We start from the raw sequence: 17,933 nt of genomic DNA on the forward strand, positions 1-17,933 counted from the left end.
CGGCGTGACATCACCCTCGCGGTGTCGTTGAACGCTGCGCCCCGAGCCGGGCCCCGTGGACGTCATGGCAGATCCCCGGGGCCCGCAGGTGTTCCCAACGTGCCGATGACTTCTGGCGGAGTGCCGGCGCGAGGGCATGCCACTTGAGCAAGATGGTCATGTTGGGCGTGACTGCGCATGCCGTTTCGGGGAGGGGACCGGATGCCGCAGGAGTAGCTGTCGTCTGCGACACCGATGACTGTCTTGCTGTCTACCTGGCGGTGGAGGACCGGCGACGACGAAGACGCACGCTCCGCCTCCGAGGTCTCACAGCTGGGGCGCGACGCCGTCCAGGGCGACGGCTGGGTGGTCAGCTTCGGCTTCCGCCAGCCGGTGATGACCTGCCCGGGCTGCGCGGACGGCCGCGGGCCGGTCCTCGAACGCGGGCAGTGCCGGCGGTGCATGGGCCGCGTCGACTCGGGCTCCAGGTGCGTGTACTGCCTGCACCAGGCGGAGCCCGCGCAGGCCGGGGAAGGCTGAGGACCCCGCCGCACACCGGCGGCGGGCGTGACACAGCTGCCGCGGCGTCGTTGAACAGCGTGTCAGGGGGCGCGGGGCACGATCGTGTCCGCGACCGGATCCGGGAAGACGATCACCGCCGCCGCGGCCGCGCTGGAGAGCTTCCCCGGCGGCCGCATCCTCGCGATGGTGCCGACCCTGGACCTGCTCGCGCAGACCGCCCAGGCGTGGCGTCTGGTGGGCCATCGCTCTCCCATGGTCGCCGTGTGCTCGCTGGAGAAGGACGAGGTCCTGGAGCAGCTCGGCGTGCGCACCACCACCAACGCCATCCAGCTCGCCCTGTGGGGCGGGCACGGGCCGGCCGTCGTATTCGCCACGTACGCATCGCTGGTGGACCGCGAGGACTTCGACGAGCCCGTGGGCCAGCAGAAGGTTCGCGGGCCGCTGGAGGCCACTCTGGCGGGTGGGGAGCGCCTCTACGGACAGCGGATGGACGGCTTCGACCTCGCGATCGTGGATGAGGCCCACGGAACCGCTGGTGATCTTGGCCGACCGTGGGTCGGCGATCCACGACAACGCCCGCATCCCCGCCGACTTCCGGCTCTACCTGACCGCCACCCCGCGCATCCTCGCCTCGCCCCGCCCGCAGAAGGGCAAGAACGGCCAGGAGCTGGAGATCCCTTCGATGCGCAGCACCCCCCCCCCAAGACCCCTACGGCGAATGGATTTTCGAGCTCGGACTGTCGGAAAGCATCGAGCGGGGCGTCCTCGCCGGGTTCGAGATCGACGTCCTGGAGATACGCGCCCCCTCCCCCGTCCTCGAGACTGTCGGAAGAGCAACACCAAGACCCGCCGCGACAAACTCACCCCCGCGCAGCGCGCCGCCCTCACCGAGCTGGGCATCGAATGGACGTGACACCAGCAGAAGCCGCTCATTGAACCTGCCGGACAACAGCACAGAGAGATTCCGGGCGTCATGGCATCGCCCGGGGTCTTGTGCTGTCGGCCAGCGCCTTCGGTTTTTGCCCGGCTGGTCGATGCGAGTGATGTTGCCGCTGTCCTCCAGAGCGTCGCGAAGGCGGGCGTTGTCGAGGGCCAGCCGCTGGATCTGGGCTGCTGCGTGGTGGAGGTCGTCGGGCTTCCCTCCACCACGATTTCGGGTGTCTGGGCCACTGCTCATGCGGCTGGTACCGGCGGCTCACCGCATCCACAGCCGGCCACCAGTCTCTCATCGCAAAGCACACAGATGTAGCGGGAGTCACCCCCCTTCGTCGGTCGGAGACGGACGCGGTCGTCACCTGTGATGGGGATCCTTCCGCGTCCGTCACACCTACTACGCTGTTGCCGTGAAGGCGTCCGCGTGCTCCGCAGTCCACTGAGTGAAGGTGCGGGCCGGCCGGCCGGTGACCTTCTCGACCGTGTCGACGACCGTACGGCCCACCTCCGGGGTGTTCCCGTACGCCTCGATCAGGAAGCCGATCACGTCCTCCGGGTGGCCCGCCACCCGCCATTGCGCGACGGCCTGCTCCTCGGTCAGCTCGACCAGGGCGATCTCCCGGCCACGGGCGGCGGCGATCGTCGCCACCTTGTCGGCGACGGTCAGCAGCTCGGGGCCGGTGATCACGTACTCCTGGCCCGCGTGGCCCTCCTCGGTGAGCGCGACCGCGGCGACGGCGCCGATGTCGCCCTCGTGGACCATGGCGCTCAGCCGGGAGACGAACGGCTCGCGGACTTCGCCCGAGGCCACGATCCCGTCCGCCCACTCCAGGGCGTTGGCCATGAACTCGACCGGCATGAGCACGGTCCAGTCCACACCGTCGTTGGCACGCACGGCGTCCTCCAGCAGGGACGGCCCCCCGCCGTGCAGCACGGTAACCCGGCGTACGCCGGCCGCGCGGGCCAGCTCCATGATCTGCGGGCCGGTCTCCAACGGGGCGAAGTAGGCCCCGCCGAAGGTGATCAGATGGAGGCCGGTGACGCCTTCCAAGGCCGGGATCAGGCTGTCAGGTTCAGTCAGGTCGCCCTGGACGACCTCGACGCCAGCCGGGAGGGCGGCCCTCGCCGCATCCCGGGTAAGGGCGCGAACCGCGTGACCGCGGACGAGCAGTTCGGCGACGACCTGGCGGCCGACGTTTCCGGTGGCACCGGCGACAAGAATCTTCTGCGTCTGTGTCATGGCACGACCGTAGGGAGCCTTGCGGTCAGTTTCTGTCCGCAAGGCTCGGGCCAGAAGCGGCGGCAGGAAATGTCATTTAGCCGGCATGGTCTGCGGCGGTGTGCTCCAGGATCGCCGGGACGATCGTCGCCCAGTCGGCTCGCTCGACCCCGTGGCCGGCGTCCTGCAGGGCCAGTAGCGTGCCATCGGAGATCTGTTCTGCGAGTGCCACACCATGCCCGAGCGGGAACATCGGATCGGCGGTCCCGTGGATCACCAGCGTGGGCACGGCGATCGAGGACAGGGGCGCTTGTGAAAGTTCGCCGGCCGGCAGTACGTCGTGGTTGCGGGCCGCGGCGACGTTGTGCGCGCGCTCGACGTCGCGACGGACAAGGCTGCGGGCGGCAGTCTCATCGAACGGGCGTCTGCCCCCCGAGAGCATGCAAGCGTAGGCGACCAGGTAATCGATCACCGACTCGGCATCCGACCAATCAACGTGCGCGGATGAGACGAACCGCGTGAACTCATCGGTCGGCGAAGGAAGCTCGCCGGCGCCGGGCACAGCGGAGGACGTGCTGATCAGGACAAGTGAGAGGACGCGATCGGCGTAGTCGAGCGCGAGCAGTTGCGCGCACGCCCCACCGGCCGAGACACCCACGACGTGCGCGGCTGGGATCTCATAGGCGTCGAGCACGCGGGTGGCGTCACCCACCAGGTCCGATCCGGTGTACCCGGGACGGCCCGGCTCGTAGGTGATCGACCGGCCGGTGTCGCGGTGGTCGTAACGGATCACGAACCGCCCGCTCCCGGCGAGCATCCGGCAAAAGCCCTCCTCCCACCAGAGCATCGAGGCCCCCGTGCCCATGATGAGCAGAATGGGCGGATCCGACGAGTCGCCGAAGGACTCGGTGCACAGCTCGATACCGTCCGCCTCAATCATGCACTCGGCCATCGCTGCTTCTCCTCTCCTGACCGAGGTCGAAGCAGCTGGGAACCGAGGAGCGCGACCCGGCCGGTGCTTCCGTCCACCTCGACCATCGCACCGTCGGGCAGGAGCGTCGTCGCGTCCGGAATTGCCAGGACGGCCGGGAGCCCCTGCTCCCGTGCCACGATCGCGGCGTGGGAGAGCAGGCCGCCGGTCTCGGTGACGACCGCGGCGACAACACCGAACAGCGGGGTCCACGCCGGGTCCGTGGTCCGGCACACGAGTACGTCGCCGGGCCGCACACGTGCGAAATCGCTGGGTCCGCACACCACCCGGGCCAAACCGGCGGCGGAGCCGGGACTTCCGGGCGTACCCGTGCGGGCTTTCCTGTCCCCGGCGGTGTCCGGAGAGGCCGCCGGCCCGGCGGGGAGAGCCCTGGTCACCGGGCGAGCCTGGAGGATCCAGATCTGGGAGCCGCTGATCGCCCACTCGATGTCCTGCGGCCCGCCCAGCAGATCGGCTGTCTTCCGGCCGATTTCCGCGAGCCGGGTCACTTCCTCGTCGGTGAGGCAGAAGCGTTCCCGGCCAGCAGGCTCCACCTCACGGGTGACAACCCGGGTGTGATCCCGATCGATCCGTGTCTTCTTCGTGCCGAGGCTTCGATGGGTGATGGTGCTGCCGGACAGCATCCAGGAGTCCGGCGTGACCTGGCCGCTGACGACGCTCTCGCCCAGCCCCCAGGACGCCTCCAGCCGGACATCGGTGCCGGTGAACATCACCCCCGCGACGTCGGCGTCCACCAGGCGCTGCACCAGCACCGCGATCGCGGGCGAATCCGCGCCCGCCTGCCGGCGCCGGTATTCCACAGCACGCTCGGACCACAACGAGGCCCAGCACTTGCGTACCGCGTCGGCAACCTGGTCGGGGCCACTGACGCCCAGGAAGGTGTCATGCTGTCCCGCAGCGGTGGCGGCGGCAGTGTCCTCACTGGTAGCCGACGAGCGCACGGCAACGTACCCGTCCCCGGTGATTCGCGTGAGTGCTCGGGCGATCTCGTCGATCAGCGCTGGGGAGAGGCCGGCCAGATCACGCACGGCGTCGGTGTCCGGGAAGTCGAGAGCATCGGCCGCCTGCGCATACGCGGCGGTCGGCACCACGAACCCGGGTGGTACCGGCAAACCTGCCTCAAGGAGCCGGGCAAGCACGGCGGCCTTTCCCCCCGACGTCCCGGGTCCGGCGTCGGCCAGGTCGATCAGCAAGGCTTCTCCCCTCTACCCAGTGCACTTCATGTCGCGTGATGAGGCGGTACGCGCAACGCGTGGGGCGCGCGTACCGCGTTGACGTTGCGAGTATGAGCCTGAATGCTCACTGCCATGACGCACGCCTCATCATCGGATCTGCTTGTCCTGCACGCCGTGCGGGTGACTGGGGTTGCCAACGACGCTGCGGTTTCCCAGCGCACCGGCATCGCCCAGGACACGGTCTGCGAACTGCTGCCGGACTTCGCAGCCTACGGGTGGGTGACACACGTCGCGTTCGGGGGCACCAGCGGCTGGACGCTCACCGAGCGCGGCCGCGACGAGGACACCCGGAAACTGGCGGAGGAACTGGACGAGGCCGACGCCCAGGTCGCCGTCGAGCAAGCGCACAAGGCGTTCGAGATCCTGAACGGACGGTTGGTGCAGGCGTGCACCGACTGGCAGTTGCGGGCCACTGAGGGCGATCGGCTGGCGTCCAACGACCACAGCGATCCGGCGTGGGACGCCCGGGTGTTGAACGAGCTCACGGTGATCGGCGGCGAGCTGACCCAGCTGATCGGCGGGCCGGCCGACGCGCTGGCCCGGTTCGGCGGCTACGACGAGCGGTTCTCCGCCGCCCTGACCCGCGCCCGTGCGGGAGAGGGGCAGTGGGTGGCCGGGGTCGGTGTCGCCTCGTGCCACGCGGTCTGGATGGAGCTTCACGAGGATCTGCTGTCGACGCTCGGAATCCCCCGCGGCGCGGAACCGGGAACCCGGTAGGGCCGTCCCGCGGGTACTCGATATCTCTATCTGGCGCGACATGGCGCGGCGGACGCTTTCGGGGAGCTCACCGACGCGGGGTACAAGCAGGCCGAGTGCTCGGCGAGCGGCTCGCCGGGATGCCGATCAACGCCGTGCGGCACTCGGCGCTGCCCCGCGCCGCTGCGAGCGCGCGCAGATCGCCAGACACCTGCCGGGCGCGCCCGCGGCCGAGGCTGCCGAGCTCATCGCGCCCCGGGCCTCGGCGGCGGACCGGTGTCCGCCCCGGCCACACGGAGCGCGGCGCCCCAGCGCTGAAAGGGCTGGCCGCCTGGGGCGGCGTGATGCCGAGGTGCGGTTCAGGTGGCCTGCTACACGGGTTCCCACACCGGGGAGCGCGGCCGGGACACCGAAGGCGAGGCGGTATGGACGCTCGCCCAGCTGGGCGACCTGCTGCAGGAGTGGATCATCTGCGGGTGGCAGGAGCGCGAGCACGACGGGCTGCGGCACCCGATGATGCCCCGCTGCGCGCTGTCGCCGAACGAGATGTGGGCGGCGCTGGTCGCCGTGTGCGGATACGTCCCGGTGCCGCTGGGGCGCGAGGACTACATCGAGCTGAGGCCCGTCAAACGGCAGAAGATCAACGACTACGGCACCCGCATCGACTACCGCACCTACGACCACCAGATCCTCAACCCCTACCGCGGCGAAGCCTCGCCGACGGCGGACGGGCTGTGGGAGATCCACTACAACCCGCACGCTCCCAGCCAGGTATGGGTGCGCCTGCCCGACCCCGGCCAGCTGCAAGGGCACGGGTGGGAGACGGTGCCATGGATCCACCACACCCTGGTCAGCGCCCCGTTCACCGACTTCACCTGGCAGCACATCCGACGCACCGTCGCCCGGCGTGCGGACCGTGCCAGGCACGAACACGACCTGGCCCTCGCCCTGCGCGAGTTACTCGAACGCGCCGCCGCCGGCCACGGCAGCCGCCGGGACAAGGTAGTGGCCGCCCGGGCCCGCGCCCATACCGCCGCTAACGCAGACGGTGCGGTGTGGGGATCCTGTACGGCCAGCAGTCGCAGACGGAAGCCGACAGGCCCAGATCCGGGACCGACACGACCGGATGGCCGTATCGGCAGCGCCGAGCCGCGCTGGAGTCAGTGTTCGTCCCGGACACCGAGGGCCGGCCGACCGCGTACGTCGCGGACAAGGACTGGTTCGACGAGACGTTCCCGGTGGAACTCGGCCGCCCGGTACAGAATCCCGCCGCCAGCGGCGGTGCGGGCGACCGGCGTCCCCGTCTTGGACAGCGATCCGGCCAGCAGCAGCGCATCTCACGGCGAGGCGCCGCCCTACCCCCGCGAACGGCTGAACACCTTGCGTCGGGAACTGTTTGCCCGAGTCGAGCTGGTCGGGGACAGCTACCAGCGCGCGGTCGACTCCGCCCACACCCTGATGACGGACTTCGAGGAAGCACGCCGCCTGCGCGCCCAGCTCGGCGAGGAAGCGCTGCCGGCCGAGCAGCGGATCGAGTGGATGCAGAAGCTCACAAAGGCCCGGGAGGCCGCACAGGCCAGCGTGACCACGCTCGGTCAGGTGGAGGCGCTGATCCCGCAGATCTGACCGGTCATGTGCAGGGCCCCGGGGCCTCGTTCCGGACCGGGGCCGGGCGTCGTGGTGCACCAGGGCAAGGATCTGGGGCGGTGGGTGAGACCGGTCCGGCTCGGGTGGGACCGGCTCACCGGAGTGCAGCAGTGGCTGCGCGAGCACATCCTCGGCATCGAACCCACAGCCGACAACGAAAAGCCGCCCACGCGCCGCACACAGGCCGACAAGTGGGCGCTCAACCTCGCCGCCTCCCGCCCGTCCTACGAGCGCGAGGGACACCTACGAGTGCCGCGCAAGCACGTAGAGCGGATCGTCATCGGCGACGGCGAGGACCAGGAAAGAGCGGGACATCAAACTCGGTGCGTGGATTGGCAACCCGCGCTCCAGAGCGGCGACGTTGGCACCGGAGCGGATCGAGCAGCTGTCCGCCATCGGCATGCGCTGGACGTAGGCGTCGCCACGCGACTCAGCGGAGGCCGGACCTCTCCTCCCTTGCCACAGAGCAGGCAGCGTTCGTGGACTTCGCTATGCGTCGCTGATGACGCCCAAGCAGCTCGCAACGGCTGAACAGGCATCCCGGTGTGTCCAGCCGCTGACGCACCGCCTGAACGGACCTTCCCTCGTCACCCGACAGGACACAGCCCAACTCATCGGCATGGCTGCCGGCGGCCGGGCCGAGTCCTGTCGAGTCCCATCTAGCGGCCGTTTTGGACTCAGCCGCCGCTCTTGCGTCGGAACGACCGCTGGTTCGCAGCCGGTCCGTGCGCGCTGCGAACCTTTGACGCGTCGGTGTTCGCAGCAAGGTCGGCGGCGTCCGCCTGCATACCGCGCTTGCGCGCCAGGGCCTCCCGAAACTTGCGCTTCAGATCGTACTGGCCGTCATCGTCGGGCGAGACGGCAGGGCTCTCGGCGTCAGCCGACTCCGAACCCTCTTGTGATGGAGACTCTGCGGCCATGGTGACCTCCTGGGTTCGAGCAGTGGAGAGCACAGCTTGTCATGCCGGGCACCGCATGATGCGCCCGCGGCCTTCATAGCCAGCCGCCGTCGCTCGTGGCTATCACGCAGGCGGCCAGGCAGGACGCCCCGCCGCCCCTTCGGAGTGGGGCCGGAAGTTCCGCGCGTTCCTGCACGGGCGGGCGTGGACGGGCGCCGAGGGGCCGGTGGCGCTGTTCAACCAGGTGGTGGGCTGGCTGCGGCGCCAACGGGTGCTGCTGCCGGGCGTGAGCGTGCTGGCCAAGCAGGTCGCATCCGTGCGCCAGGTGGCGGAGAAGCGGCTGTACGCGACGGTGGCGGGCGCCGCGCGGCGGGCGGACGCGTCGCTGTCGGCGGATCTGGTGGCGCTGCTCGGGGTGCCGGAGGGGCGGCGGATCTCGGAGTTGGAGCGGTTGCGCCGGCCGCCGACGCGGACGACGGGCGCGAGCATGGCGAAGGCACTGGAGCGGGCGGATGAGATCTCGGCGTTCTGGGCGGGGTGAAACTGGACAAGGTGCCGCCGAACCGGCTGGCGACGCTGGCGCGGGTTGGCCTGGGGTCGAAGGCACCGATCCTGGAGCGCACGCCAGAGCCGAAGCGCACGGCGCTGCTGACGTCGGTGGTGTGGCATCTGGAGGCGTCCGCGATCGACGACGCGCTGGATCTGTTGCCCTGGCGGTCGTCCTCGGCCTCAGCGGCTCGCTGGCCACGGCACCCGCCGTCGCGGACGAGCCGCAGGCCCCGCAGGTGCGGTGGGGCGCGTGTCCCAAGGAGGTCGTGGCCGAAGCGGCTCCGACCGAGCTGCAGTGCGCCACCGTGCCCGTGCCGGTGGACCACGCCGACCCCGGTGGCGCCAAGATCGACCTCATGATCTCCCGGCTGGCCAGCGCGAACCCTGACACGCGGTGCGGAACACTCATGCTCAATCCGGGCGGCCCGGCGGATCCGGACTGGCGCAGCCCGCGCTGCTGGTAGCCCGGGGCCTTCCCGCTGACGTCCTGGACAGCTACGACCTGATCGGCATGGACACCCGCGGCACCGGGCACTCGGCACCGGTCACGTGCGGGTTCACGCCGGACGGCCCCTATACCGCCAACATTCCTCCCTACGCGGCCGACGACGCGGCGGTCACCAAACAGGCGAAGATCGCCGAGCAGGTGGCCAAGCAGTGCGCGCGCCATGACCGCGACGGACGGCTGCGCCATCTGATCACGGCGAACACCGCCCGCGACCTGGAGCGCATCCGGGCCACGCTCGGCGAGGAGAGGACCCGCCACCTGGGCTACTCCTACGGCACAGCACTGGGCGCCGCCTACGCGTCGATGTTCCCCGAGCGCTCCGACCGGATCGTGCTCGACAGCAACATCGGTGACACCCACCTCGACCGCGACGGCATGCGCCGCTACGCCCTCGGGATGGAACAGTCGTTCCCCGACTTCGCGAAATGGGCAGCCGCACGGCACCACAGTTACGGCCTGGGCCGCACTCCCGCGCAGGTTCGCAGGACTTACTTCACCCTCGCCGAGCGACTCGACAAGGCTCCGGTGGCAGGCTTCGACGGCAACCTGTTGCGGCAGTACACCTTCGGCAATCTGTTCAAGGAGATGCAGTACCCCAGGCTGGCTCAGCAGTGGCAGACGCTGGCCAACCACGACGACGCGGTGGCCCGCAGCCTGCCGTCGCAGAGCGCCACCGCGAACCAGGCGCCGCCCTGGTTCGACAACTCCTTGTCGGTGTTCCTCGCCGTGACCTGCAACGACATCGAGTGGTCCGAGGACGTCGACACCTGCCGGCACGGCGTCGTGAAGGACCGCAAGCGCTACCCGCTGTTCGGCGCCGCCACTGCCAACATCACGCCCTGCGCCTTCTGGCCGCATGCCACGGCCGAGCCGCCGGTCGCGGCCAACGACTACGGACCGCGGAACGTGCTGCTCGTGCAGAACCTCCGCGACCCGGCGACACCGCATCAGGGCGGGAAGATGCTGCGCCAGAACCCGCCGGTCCTCCCGCAGGAGCAGACAACCCGCCTCCCGCGAGGCCAACCGGGACTGATCGTTGTCAAGTTCACGGTCGGCAACACCACCCGGACCGGCCCGGGGCCCCGGCCAGGAGCCTACTTGCCCACGAACTCCCTTGATCCCGCAGATAGTTCAGCCGCTGAGCCGCCGCATGGCTCTAGAGGCGAGAAGTGAGACCAGTCGGAAGGTGAGCTCTGACTCCAGTTGGTGCGGTGGAGTTCGTATCGATGAGTTCTGACTTCAGTGGCGGGGTGGTGGTGGGAGTATCCGGTGCTAGTCGGCCTGCAGGACGAAGAACAGGAAGCACAGGAAGCGCGGCTTGGCCGCGATGGCTTCGGGGAACAGCTCGCGGGCGGCTGGATCAGGCTCTGGCTCGCTGATGACCGTTATCCGGAAACCGGCCCCGGTGAAAGCCTCGATCATCGCGTGCAACGGCCTGTGCCAGATACTCATCAGCGCGGTCTGGCCGCCCATGGTCCACTCTTCGGTCCAGTTGGTGGTGTCGAAATACTTGTACTCGGCCTCGCGGCCGGCCTGGCGGTGCATGAGGTTGACGGCAAAGGGATGGTCGACAGACGCGATCAGCCGACCGCCGGGCTTGAGGATGCGTCGCAGCTCGGCCAGCGCCGGCCCCCAGTCCTCCAGGTAGTGCAGCACCAGGGACGCGACTACATCGTCGAACGTGTCATCAGAGTAAGGAAGAGGGCTGCCCAGGTTGGCCACCTGCAGGTCCGCACTGTCGCCGAGCCGCCGCCGGGCCAGCTCCAGCATCCCGGCACTCGCGTCGAAGCCGCTCACGATGGCGCCACGGTCGCGCAGCGCCGCGAACAGGGGCCCGGAGCCGCAGCCGGCGTCGAGGATCCGCCGGCCGGCCACATCTCCGGCGAGGGCCAGCATCGCGGGCCGCTCGTAGTAGGCATTGATGAGGTTGGTTTCATTCTCGGCCGTGTACGCCTCGGCGAAGCTGTTGTAGTCGTTGACCTTCGGCGGATCCACAGCCACAGCGGACGGCGAGGTGAGCCCGGTGGAGCTCGCGTGCTCTTGGTGCTCGTTAGAAATCATGGTGCGGGAGACGTGTGCTGCATCAGTTCGGTTCCTGGCCGCTCCCGATCGTCCTCACATCCTTGAAGATCCAACGAGCCGTTCGTTTAAGCGTCACGACCACCGTTATGTCATGTCCACCTCAGGAACAGGCACTGACCTTGTTCTTTATGGTCTGACCTGGTCACGTTCGGCGATGGTCTCAGGCCGCCTGACCGTTTTGCCCACGTTGTAGCGGGTGGCGGGACGCCGGTTCTTCGAGCCGAGGGGTCTGCCGGGGCCTGGCCGGTTGGGTTTCGGCGCACGGGCCGGACAGGGCAGGTCCGGACGCGTGTTTCTGAACCCCCGGCGGACCCGCGCGGGGGTGAGCCGGCCGGGCTCGACCGGCTTCTCCCAGGGACGGTGTAGATCCGCGACCAGCGGCCGGGCGAGACGGAGTTGGGTATGGGCCGCAATGATCAGCCAGTTCCACCGGTCGGCCGCCTGGGGCGTGCGGAGTTTCGGGCGGGTCCAGCCGAGGGTCTGTTTGATCATCCGGAAGGCGTGTTCGAGGTCGAATCTGCGCAGGAACGCCTGCCAGCGTAGGTCGACGTTCTCACCGGTCAGGCCGGTGGCCGATGTCCACAGCCAGACGGGGAGTGGATCGTGGCCGCCAGGTAGTCGGTCGACCTCCAGGCGGATCAACGTGCCCTCGATTAGGGGGAGTTCGCCGGCGTGGTCGATCCACGCGGAGCGGGTGGTCAGACGAGGATGGATACGGTCCCAGGCCATCGCGCGAGCGGTGCCGTAGCAGTCGGTGGCAGCCGCGGTCGCGGCATCGGGTTCGCCCCAGGTGTCGGGCTTGGCGAAGCGGAACTCCTTGCCGTGCTTCGGCGGACGCCCGCCCTGCGGCGGCGAGATCCAGGGAACCGGGACCGGCTTGCGCATCACGCGGTCGGTGCGCATCCGCCCCAGGACCTCAACCGGCAGCCCCTCCAGCAGATAGGCCATGCGCGGAGCGTCGTAGCCGGCCTCGAAGGCGATGAGGATGTCGCGGTCACTTGGGTGCCAGCGGCCCATGTCGATGAGGTCCTCGACCACGCGGCGAACCTGGGCCGCGGTGACCTCAGCGACGTCGTCGGCCGGTCCCAGCCGCAGCGCGTCCAGGATCTGGCACCACGAGGTCCGGCCCGACTCCAGCGCGGCGACGAACGAGTACGGCCAGCCGGGCATGAAACTGGTCCGAGGAGCGTCCGCTGCGGCCGTAGACGTGACAGAACAGGCGGTCGGGGCTGGTCGGCGCGTCCGGACGGAGCCAGTGGGTGACGTCGATGGCCAGGACCAGGCGTCCGTCGGCGGCCTCGGGCTGCGGCAGCCCGGCCAACACCTGCCGCAGTCGCGGCACCTCGACGTTCCCGCAGTTGAGCGCCTCGTCCATCGAGCCGTGCCCGCGCCGGTGTTCTGCCGTCAGCGTGAGGTCCACCGGCGTGGTCACCGGCCCGTCCGCACACAACAGTGCATCGGTCAGCTCGAACAACGTGTCCCCGCGCGCGGTCAGGCAGCAAAGAAGTCGTCCCGGAAGCGTGACGCCACCGCGAACGGCTCCCGGACGGCATCGTGATGCAGCAGACTCACTCCCCACGGCCTTCGTACTGGGCAAGTGCCTTTTTGGTCGGAGCACAGGATCAGACGGAGGCCGTGTTCACGTCCCCGGAACCCTCGTACGAGCGAGTGCGTTCACTTTGCAGTTCGAGGGCAGGGGAGCCCCTGAGGCGTGCTCAGCTCGGCCATGACTCGGTCTCGGCCTCGTGAAACGTGCCTGGAAAGCCTTCAGACTCGCGAAGCGACGGGTTCGCGGGTGGCTGCATAAGCCTGATCGTCTTGCTCATCGAAATCCCGGTCGCCTTTCTGCTGGGGCTGACGTCGGTCATCCGTGGATGGGGCCGTGCGGACGAGCAAACCGTGGCACCCCCGGTGGACTGGGTTCCGATCCTCTGGCTCGGCGGGTTCACATCGGGCGTGCTCGTGATCGCCGTGATCTTCCTGTTCTCGGGACACAGCTTCGGCCCCGGTTTCAGCTCCGGCCTCAACGAGTCGGTCAGCGGCCGCAGTTCATCAACACGATCCACGGCCGCAACTGTGCTGTGCACGCGAACCGTTCGAGCTGGAGCCTGAGCTGACCTGGGGCGAGCTTGATCACGGCCGGTTCTTGCACGGTTGGGCCGGGGCCGCTGCTGGGTGGCCCCGGTCGGTGATCGTCTCCAGGATCCCTGGGCGGGTTACGTTCGAGCATGCGGCTGGGGTGGACAAGCCCACTGTTTCGCCCTCTGGGCAGGCCGGGTGACCTACCAGCCCAGAGGGGCTCGTCCAGGCCCCGATGACGAGGGGCGAGATGCGTGATTCGTTGTGGGGGGCGAGGGTGAGGGGGGCATTCGAAACTCAGCGCGGCAATTCCGTCCCGGGGCCAGGGCCCCGGCAGGGGGTCAGGGCCTCCGGCCGTCCCGCAGCTCCAGACGTTCCCCCGGGAACCGCTCGCAGAAACCGCGGTCGTGCGAGACCGCGACCACCGCTCCCGGGTAGGCCGCGAGCGCCGCCTCCAGGTCCTCCACCAGGCCGAGTGCGACGTGGTTCGTCGGCTCGTCGAGTATGAGGAGGTCGGCAGGCCGGGTCACCAGGTCGGCGATCTGCAGCCGCCGCTGCTGCCCTGCGGACAGCGCCTCGACCGGGACGTACAGGTCCTCCTCACGGAACAATCCCAGTGCCAGCAGCTGTTCGGCGTACTCCTCAGGCAGCCCGGGCCGCCCGGCCGCGAAGGCGGCGAGCAGCGGGAGCCTCGTGCAGCGTGCGGGCAGCTCCTGCGCCAGGTACCCGATCCGGGCAGGGCGACGTACCGTGCCCGCGTCCGGTTGCAGGTCGCCCGCCAGGACACGCAGCAGGGTCGTCTTGCCCGCCCCGTTCTCGCCGGTGACCAGCAGTCGCTGTCCGGGGGCGATCGCCAGCAGCCCGTCCAGACGCAGCCGCTTGCCGACGCTCACGCCGTCGAGCTCGGCGAGCGGGCGGTCGGCAGGATGCTCGCCGTCCGCCGCCGACAGCGCCGCCGTGAACCGCAGCGGTTCCGGCGGCGCCGCGACCGGGTTGCGCCGGAGGTGGGCCAGCCGCTCCCGAACCGCCCGCACCTGCCCGCCGAGCTTCGCCTCGTGCGAGCGGCGGTGCTTGCCGAAACCCTGCTGTGGGTCCTTGCCGGTGGTGGCCAGCCGCTTCCCGGCGGCTTCGAGCAGTTCCTCGGTACGGGCCAGGTCCTGAAGCCAGGTGGTGTACTCCTGCTCCGCGCGGCGTCGGGCGGCGGCCTTCGCCGCGCGGTAGCCGGCCCAGCCGTCGCCGTACCGGTGCACCGTGCGCGTATCCCGGTCGACCTCGAGGATCGTGGTGGCGATGCGCTCCAAGAAACCCCGGTCGTGGGTGACCGCGACGACGGTGCCGCGGTGCGCGCGCAGGTGCTCCTCGAGCCAGCGCACGGCCGCCCCGTCGAGGTGGTTCGTCGGCTCGTCGAGGAGCAGCAGCTCGGGTGCGGCGGCCAGCACGCAGGCGAGCGCGAGCCGTGACTGCTCACCTCCGGAGAGCGAACCGAGCACGCGGTCGCGGGTGATCCCGGCGAGCCCGAGCCCGTGCATGGCGGCGTCGACGCGGGCGTCCACCTCGTAGCCGCCGCGTTCCTCGTACGCCATCAGCAGCTCGCCGTACGCGGCGAGTTCGTCCTGTGATGCCTCGCCGAGGCGCTCCTCCGCCATGCGCAGCCGACGCTCCATGTCGCGCAGCTCGGTGAGGGCGAGGTCGACGGCATGCTGCACGGTGCAGTCGGGGTCCAGGTCGAGGGTCTGGGCGAGGTGGCCGGTGCCGGCGGGGAAGTTGACGGTGATCTCCCCGGCGTCCGGCACCTCGGCTGCGGCAAGCAGGCGCAGCAGGGTGGACTTGCCGGAGCCGTTTTCGCCGATGACGGCGGCCTTGTCGCCCGGGCGGACGGTGAAGGAGACCTGGTCGAGGACGGTCCGGGTGCCGTAGGACTTGGTGACGTCCTTGACGGACAACTGCGCCACGGCAGCGGGCACAGCGGTATGGGCGCGTTCGCGCATGTGACTTTCCCTGGGGATACGAAGTGTCTACGGGCAGCAGAAACGGCGTCGTCGGCCGTGCCCGGACTCAGCGAAAGTAGTAGAAAGTCATACGCCAACCTTACAAGACGATGCGTCTCGTCTCTAGTCATGCGCCTGGCGGAAGTCCGTGATCCGCGCCACCCCGCCCCAACACCCCGCGACCGAGTCCGTACCAGTTGACGGCTGGTTCACCGAACGCACCCGCGCACGGCAGGACGGCGGCTCGTGGACCTCACCTTCCAGCCCTGGGATTTGCCCGTCAGCCGCGGCTGTAGCCGGCCCACAGCGGTCCGCCGGCCCGGTCGAGGGCCTCCTCGACCACAGTCGTGAAGCGGTCGAGGCCGTCCGCTGTTCCGGCGATCGCCTCGGCTGCGGCCTCTGCCAGCCGTCCGTGCAGGGCCGGCTCGGCCGCCGCGAGTCGCCGCGACAGCCACTCGCCGCCGCCCAGCCAGTGCCCGCCCACCAGGAGGGCCAGCTCCGAGGCCCGCCGTAGCAGGTCGGCGACCAGGTACATCCGCTCCTGCGCGTCCGGGCACCCGCGCAGGTCATCCAGTGTGTCGGTGAGCGCGTACCGCAAGTCCTCCAGCTCCACCGTCGAGACCGGCGGTGGCCCGGCGGCCAGGCGCCTCTGCGCCTCGTTCCGCAAGGTGACTCCGAGACCGTCCGCATCGACCAGCAGCACACCTTCCGCACACATGGACAACAGTGGGGAGCGTCGGGCGGCCGTCTCCCGTCGGACGAAGGCATGCCAGACGGCTTCGGTCTGCACGAAAAGCTCGACTGGCCAGCCCTGGTACAACAGGCTCTCGCGGTACGGCGCCGGAGGCCCTGCCAACAGCACCACGACGTCCAAGTCGGACGTGGGAGTGCGACGACCCGTCATTACGCTGCCGGCCAGAAACGCAGTCCGGGCCTGTGGGAAGCGGTCCTTCATCAATTTCCGGGCGGTATCCACGGGGTCCATCGCCTCAGTGTCCGCCACCGCCCGGCGCACCGCACCGCAATTCATGTGCTGTCGACGGGGTTGTGGTTGCGGGGCCCCTATGTCTTTCGCCAAGCGAGGCGTGGAGTTCTGGGTTTGTAGAAGTGCCATCGCGGAGCATCGCGAACAGCACGCTGATGCGGTGGCGGGCCAGGCGGAGGAGAGCCTGTGTGTGGGTCTTTCCGCCTGGCCCGGCATCGGTCGTAGTAGGTGCGCGAGGCGGAGTCGTGCATGGCGCCGAACGCGGACAGGAACATCGCCCGTTTGAGCTGTCTGTTGCCGCCTCTGGGTGCGTGTTCGCCGTGGATGGAGGTCCCTGAAGACTTCGTCGTCGGGGCGAGGGCGGCGTAGGAGGCGAGGTGGGCGGCGGTGGGGAAGCTGGTGCGTCGCCGACGGTGACCAGCAGCAAGGTGGCGGCGGTCCTGACCGCGACCCCCGGAATCGAGGTCAGGACCGCGGAAAGAGGTGAGCCTCTAGCAACTGCCCGATCTGCGCTTCCAGAGCTCGTCGCTGTTCGTGGACGGCCGCGAGCGAGCGGGCCAGGGACGGGATCACGACGTCGAGGGTGCCGGTTCCCGGGACCACGACGGTCTGCTCGTCGAGCGCGTCGAAGACGTCATCGATCAGCCCGGCTGCCATGCGTGGGGCCTTGGGCCGGATCACCCCAACCGGTCTGCGGCGTCCGGCTTTGCGTAGGGCGGCCGGAGATCCGTAGCGTTCCAGCAGCCAGGTCAGTTCTCGCCTCCACCGTCAGGCCGGTCTCTTCCGACGGCAGTCCCCGCGCAAGCCGGGGTACCTCCCTGCAACTGCCGAGTGTGGGCCGGCGCTGTGCCCGCCGTTCACGGAGCAAGTGAGCTCTTTCAACGTTGCCGCTCCAGGGTGAGGACAGCAGCGGCGATTGACGACATTCGATTCGGGCTACAGCGCGCGTGGTGGAAGATCCGCCAGGACTTCAGGCGGGCCACGCCCCGCTCGACCGGTGCCCGTACTGCCGAGAGGGCGCGGTTGACGGTGCGCTGGGTTGGTGACAGGTCGCGACCGGGTGGGCGTCTGACCGGTGTGGTGACCCACGGTCCGGCGCCGATGTAGGCGCGGTCGGCAAGGATCGGGACGCCTTGGCGTTCGCAGAGCCGGATGATCCGGTGGGTGCGGGCCGCGGTCAGGTCATTGGGGCTCTCCACCCAGCTGCCGGTGGCGGTCCTCACGGAACTTCTTGGGATCAGCCCCGAGAGCGCCACCGCATGGGCCCAGTCCGGAGGAAACTGGGCCCGCTACGCGGTAGAACTCCACGACCGCCCTCTCGACGACGGCCGAACGCTGGTTCTGGATCACTTTCGGTGCTGGGGCCACGGAGGGTCACCGAGACCGCGATCATGAACGGCCTCGCGCGGTGAGGAGGACCCGCTTGCGGAGCAGGTCGAAGTTGGCTCGACCGAACATCTGCTTCTTCAGCATCTTGATCTTGTTGTTGTGAGCCTTCGACGGCGCCGGAACTGTAGCGGAGGCTAAGAGGACATCTCATTTGGTGAGCCTGCGGTAGCAGATGAGGGTGCAGGCGATGCTCGTGAAGGCCAGAAAGTGCTCGGCCTTGCGTTCGTAGCGG

Annotated in this window: 15 protein-coding genes and 4 pseudogenes; 9 read left to right on the forward strand and 10 right to left on the reverse strand. The window is 69.4% G+C overall.

The features are described from left to right. Nucleotides 1–234: 234 nt before the first annotated feature. Both ACFYWX_RS40500 and ACFYWX_RS40505 read left to right on the forward strand, forming a co-directional pair. Nucleotides 235–519: a hypothetical protein gene (locus tag ACFYWX_RS40500; RefSeq protein WP_389430107.1), complete on the forward strand. Its 285-nt coding sequence runs from the start codon at nucleotides 235–237 to the stop codon at nucleotides 517–519. A gap of 63 nt (nucleotides 520–582) precedes the next feature. Next, nucleotides 583–1,319 (forward strand): annotated as a pseudogene (locus tag ACFYWX_RS40505) (DEAD/DEAH box helicase family protein); the annotation flags it as partial. Between the two features lie 512 nt (nucleotides 1,320–1,831). Here ACFYWX_RS40505 and ACFYWX_RS40510 read toward each other — a convergent pair. The 3 genes from ACFYWX_RS40510 to ACFYWX_RS40520 form a co-directional block, all read right to left on the reverse strand. Further along, on the reverse strand, nucleotides 1,832–2,674 hold the full coding sequence (locus ACFYWX_RS40510) for an SDR family oxidoreductase (RefSeq protein ID WP_389430108.1): 843 nt from the start codon (nucleotides 2,672–2,674) through the stop codon (nucleotides 1,832–1,834). A gap of 76 nt (nucleotides 2,675–2,750) precedes the next feature. Further along, nucleotides 2,751–3,605, reverse strand: a complete 855-nt coding sequence (locus ACFYWX_RS40515) for an alpha/beta fold hydrolase (protein WP_389430109.1) — start codon at nucleotides 3,603–3,605, stop codon at nucleotides 2,751–2,753. Next, nucleotides 3,590–4,837 carry a PEP/pyruvate-binding domain-containing protein gene (locus tag ACFYWX_RS40520; RefSeq protein ID WP_389430110.1) on the reverse strand — a complete coding sequence of 416 codons (1,248 nt, stop codon included), beginning with the start codon at nucleotides 4,835–4,837 and terminating at the stop codon, nucleotides 3,590–3,592. The genes ACFYWX_RS40515 and ACFYWX_RS40520 overlap by 16 nt, the downstream gene beginning before the upstream one ends. A 114-nt stretch (nucleotides 4,838–4,951) precedes the next feature. On the opposite strand from ACFYWX_RS40520, the gene ACFYWX_RS40525 reads away from it, so the two are divergent. The 3 genes from ACFYWX_RS40525 to ACFYWX_RS40535 all read left to right on the forward strand — a co-directional run bounded on the left by ACFYWX_RS40525 (nucleotide 4,952) and on the right by ACFYWX_RS40535 (nucleotide 7,637). Further along, nucleotides 4,952–5,596 (forward strand): transcriptional regulator, encoded by a 645-nt coding sequence (locus tag ACFYWX_RS40525; protein ID WP_389430111.1) that lies wholly within the window; start codon nucleotides 4,952–4,954, stop codon nucleotides 5,594–5,596. 342 nt (nucleotides 5,597–5,938) lie between these two features. Further along, on the forward strand, nucleotides 5,939–7,201 hold the full coding sequence (locus ACFYWX_RS40530; protein WP_389430112.1) for a hypothetical protein: 1,263 nt from the start codon (nucleotides 5,939–5,941) through the stop codon (nucleotides 7,199–7,201). Nucleotides 7,202–7,553: 352 nt separating this feature from the next. Beyond that, nucleotides 7,554–7,637, forward strand: coding sequence for a hypothetical protein (locus ACFYWX_RS40535; RefSeq protein WP_389430137.1), 84 nt, complete (start codon nucleotides 7,554–7,556; stop codon nucleotides 7,635–7,637). 262 nt (nucleotides 7,638–7,899) lie between these two features. On the opposite strand, the gene ACFYWX_RS40540 is transcribed toward ACFYWX_RS40535, so the two are convergent. Further along, nucleotides 7,900–8,142 carry a DUF5302 domain-containing protein gene (locus tag ACFYWX_RS40540; protein ID WP_389430113.1) on the reverse strand — a complete coding sequence of 81 codons (243 nt, stop codon included), beginning with the start codon at nucleotides 8,140–8,142 and terminating at the stop codon, nucleotides 7,900–7,902. 139 nt (nucleotides 8,143–8,281) lie between these two features. Between ACFYWX_RS40540 and ACFYWX_RS40545 the strand changes: the two are divergent. From ACFYWX_RS40545 to ACFYWX_RS40555, 3 genes and pseudogenes are all read left to right on the forward strand, one after another. Then, nucleotides 8,282–8,826, forward strand: a pseudogene (locus tag ACFYWX_RS40545) (DUF4158 domain-containing protein); the annotation flags it as partial. Then, complete coding sequence (locus ACFYWX_RS40550; RefSeq protein WP_389430142.1) at nucleotides 8,784–9,134, forward strand: hypothetical protein; 351 nt, start codon at nucleotides 8,784–8,786, stop codon at nucleotides 9,132–9,134. The pseudogene ACFYWX_RS40545 and the gene ACFYWX_RS40550, both read left to right, overlap by 43 nt. Then, nucleotides 9,065–10,351 carry an alpha/beta fold hydrolase gene (locus ACFYWX_RS40555; RefSeq protein ID WP_389430115.1) on the forward strand — a complete coding sequence of 429 codons (1,287 nt, stop codon included), beginning with the start codon at nucleotides 9,065–9,067 and terminating at the stop codon, nucleotides 10,349–10,351. Before ACFYWX_RS40550 ends, ACFYWX_RS40555 begins: the two co-directional genes overlap by 70 nt. 99 nt (nucleotides 10,352–10,450) lie before the next feature. Here ACFYWX_RS40555 and ACFYWX_RS40560 read toward each other — a convergent pair whose 3' ends face one another. Together ACFYWX_RS40560 and ACFYWX_RS40565 are read right to left on the reverse strand one after the other, a co-directional pair. Beyond that, a complete protein-coding gene (locus ACFYWX_RS40560) occupies nucleotides 10,451–11,239 on the reverse strand; it encodes a class I SAM-dependent methyltransferase (protein ID WP_389430116.1) in 789 nt (262 codons plus the stop codon). Nucleotides 11,240–11,386: 147 nt separating this feature from the next. Next, nucleotides 11,387–12,832 (reverse strand): annotated as a pseudogene (locus ACFYWX_RS40565) (NF041680 family putative transposase). Nucleotides 12,833–13,078: 246 nt separating this feature from the next. Between ACFYWX_RS40565 and ACFYWX_RS40570 the strand changes: the two are divergent. Beyond that, nucleotides 13,079–13,372, forward strand: a complete 294-nt coding sequence (locus tag ACFYWX_RS40570) for a hypothetical protein (protein ID WP_389430118.1) — start codon at nucleotides 13,079–13,081, stop codon at nucleotides 13,370–13,372. 308 nt (nucleotides 13,373–13,680) lie between these two features. Here the strand turns inward: ACFYWX_RS40570 and abc-f are convergent, their stop codons facing one another. The 4 genes and pseudogenes from abc-f to ACFYWX_RS40590 form a co-directional block, all read right to left on the reverse strand. Next, complete coding sequence (gene abc-f, locus ACFYWX_RS40575) at nucleotides 13,681–15,327, reverse strand: ribosomal protection-like ABC-F family protein (RefSeq protein WP_389430120.1); 1,647 nt, start codon at nucleotides 15,325–15,327, stop codon at nucleotides 13,681–13,683. 280 nt (nucleotides 15,328–15,607) lie between these two features. After that, nucleotides 15,608–16,312 carry a nucleotidyltransferase domain-containing protein gene (locus tag ACFYWX_RS40580; RefSeq protein WP_389430121.1) on the reverse strand — a complete coding sequence of 235 codons (705 nt, stop codon included), beginning with the start codon at nucleotides 16,310–16,312 and terminating at the stop codon, nucleotides 15,608–15,610. 77 nt (nucleotides 16,313–16,389) lie between these two features. Then, a pseudogene (locus ACFYWX_RS40585) lies at nucleotides 16,390–17,065 on the reverse strand (transposase); the annotation flags it as partial. Nucleotides 17,066–17,190: 125 nt separating this feature from the next. Further along, nucleotides 17,191–17,553, reverse strand: a complete 363-nt coding sequence (locus tag ACFYWX_RS40590; protein ID WP_389430139.1) for a transposase family protein — start codon at nucleotides 17,551–17,553, stop codon at nucleotides 17,191–17,193. Between the last annotated feature and the right edge of the window lie 380 nt (nucleotides 17,554–17,933).

The organism is Streptomyces sp. NPDC002888, assembly GCF_042888465.1.
Classification (GTDB): domain Bacteria; phylum Actinomycetota; class Actinomycetes; order Streptomycetales; family Streptomycetaceae; genus Streptomyces.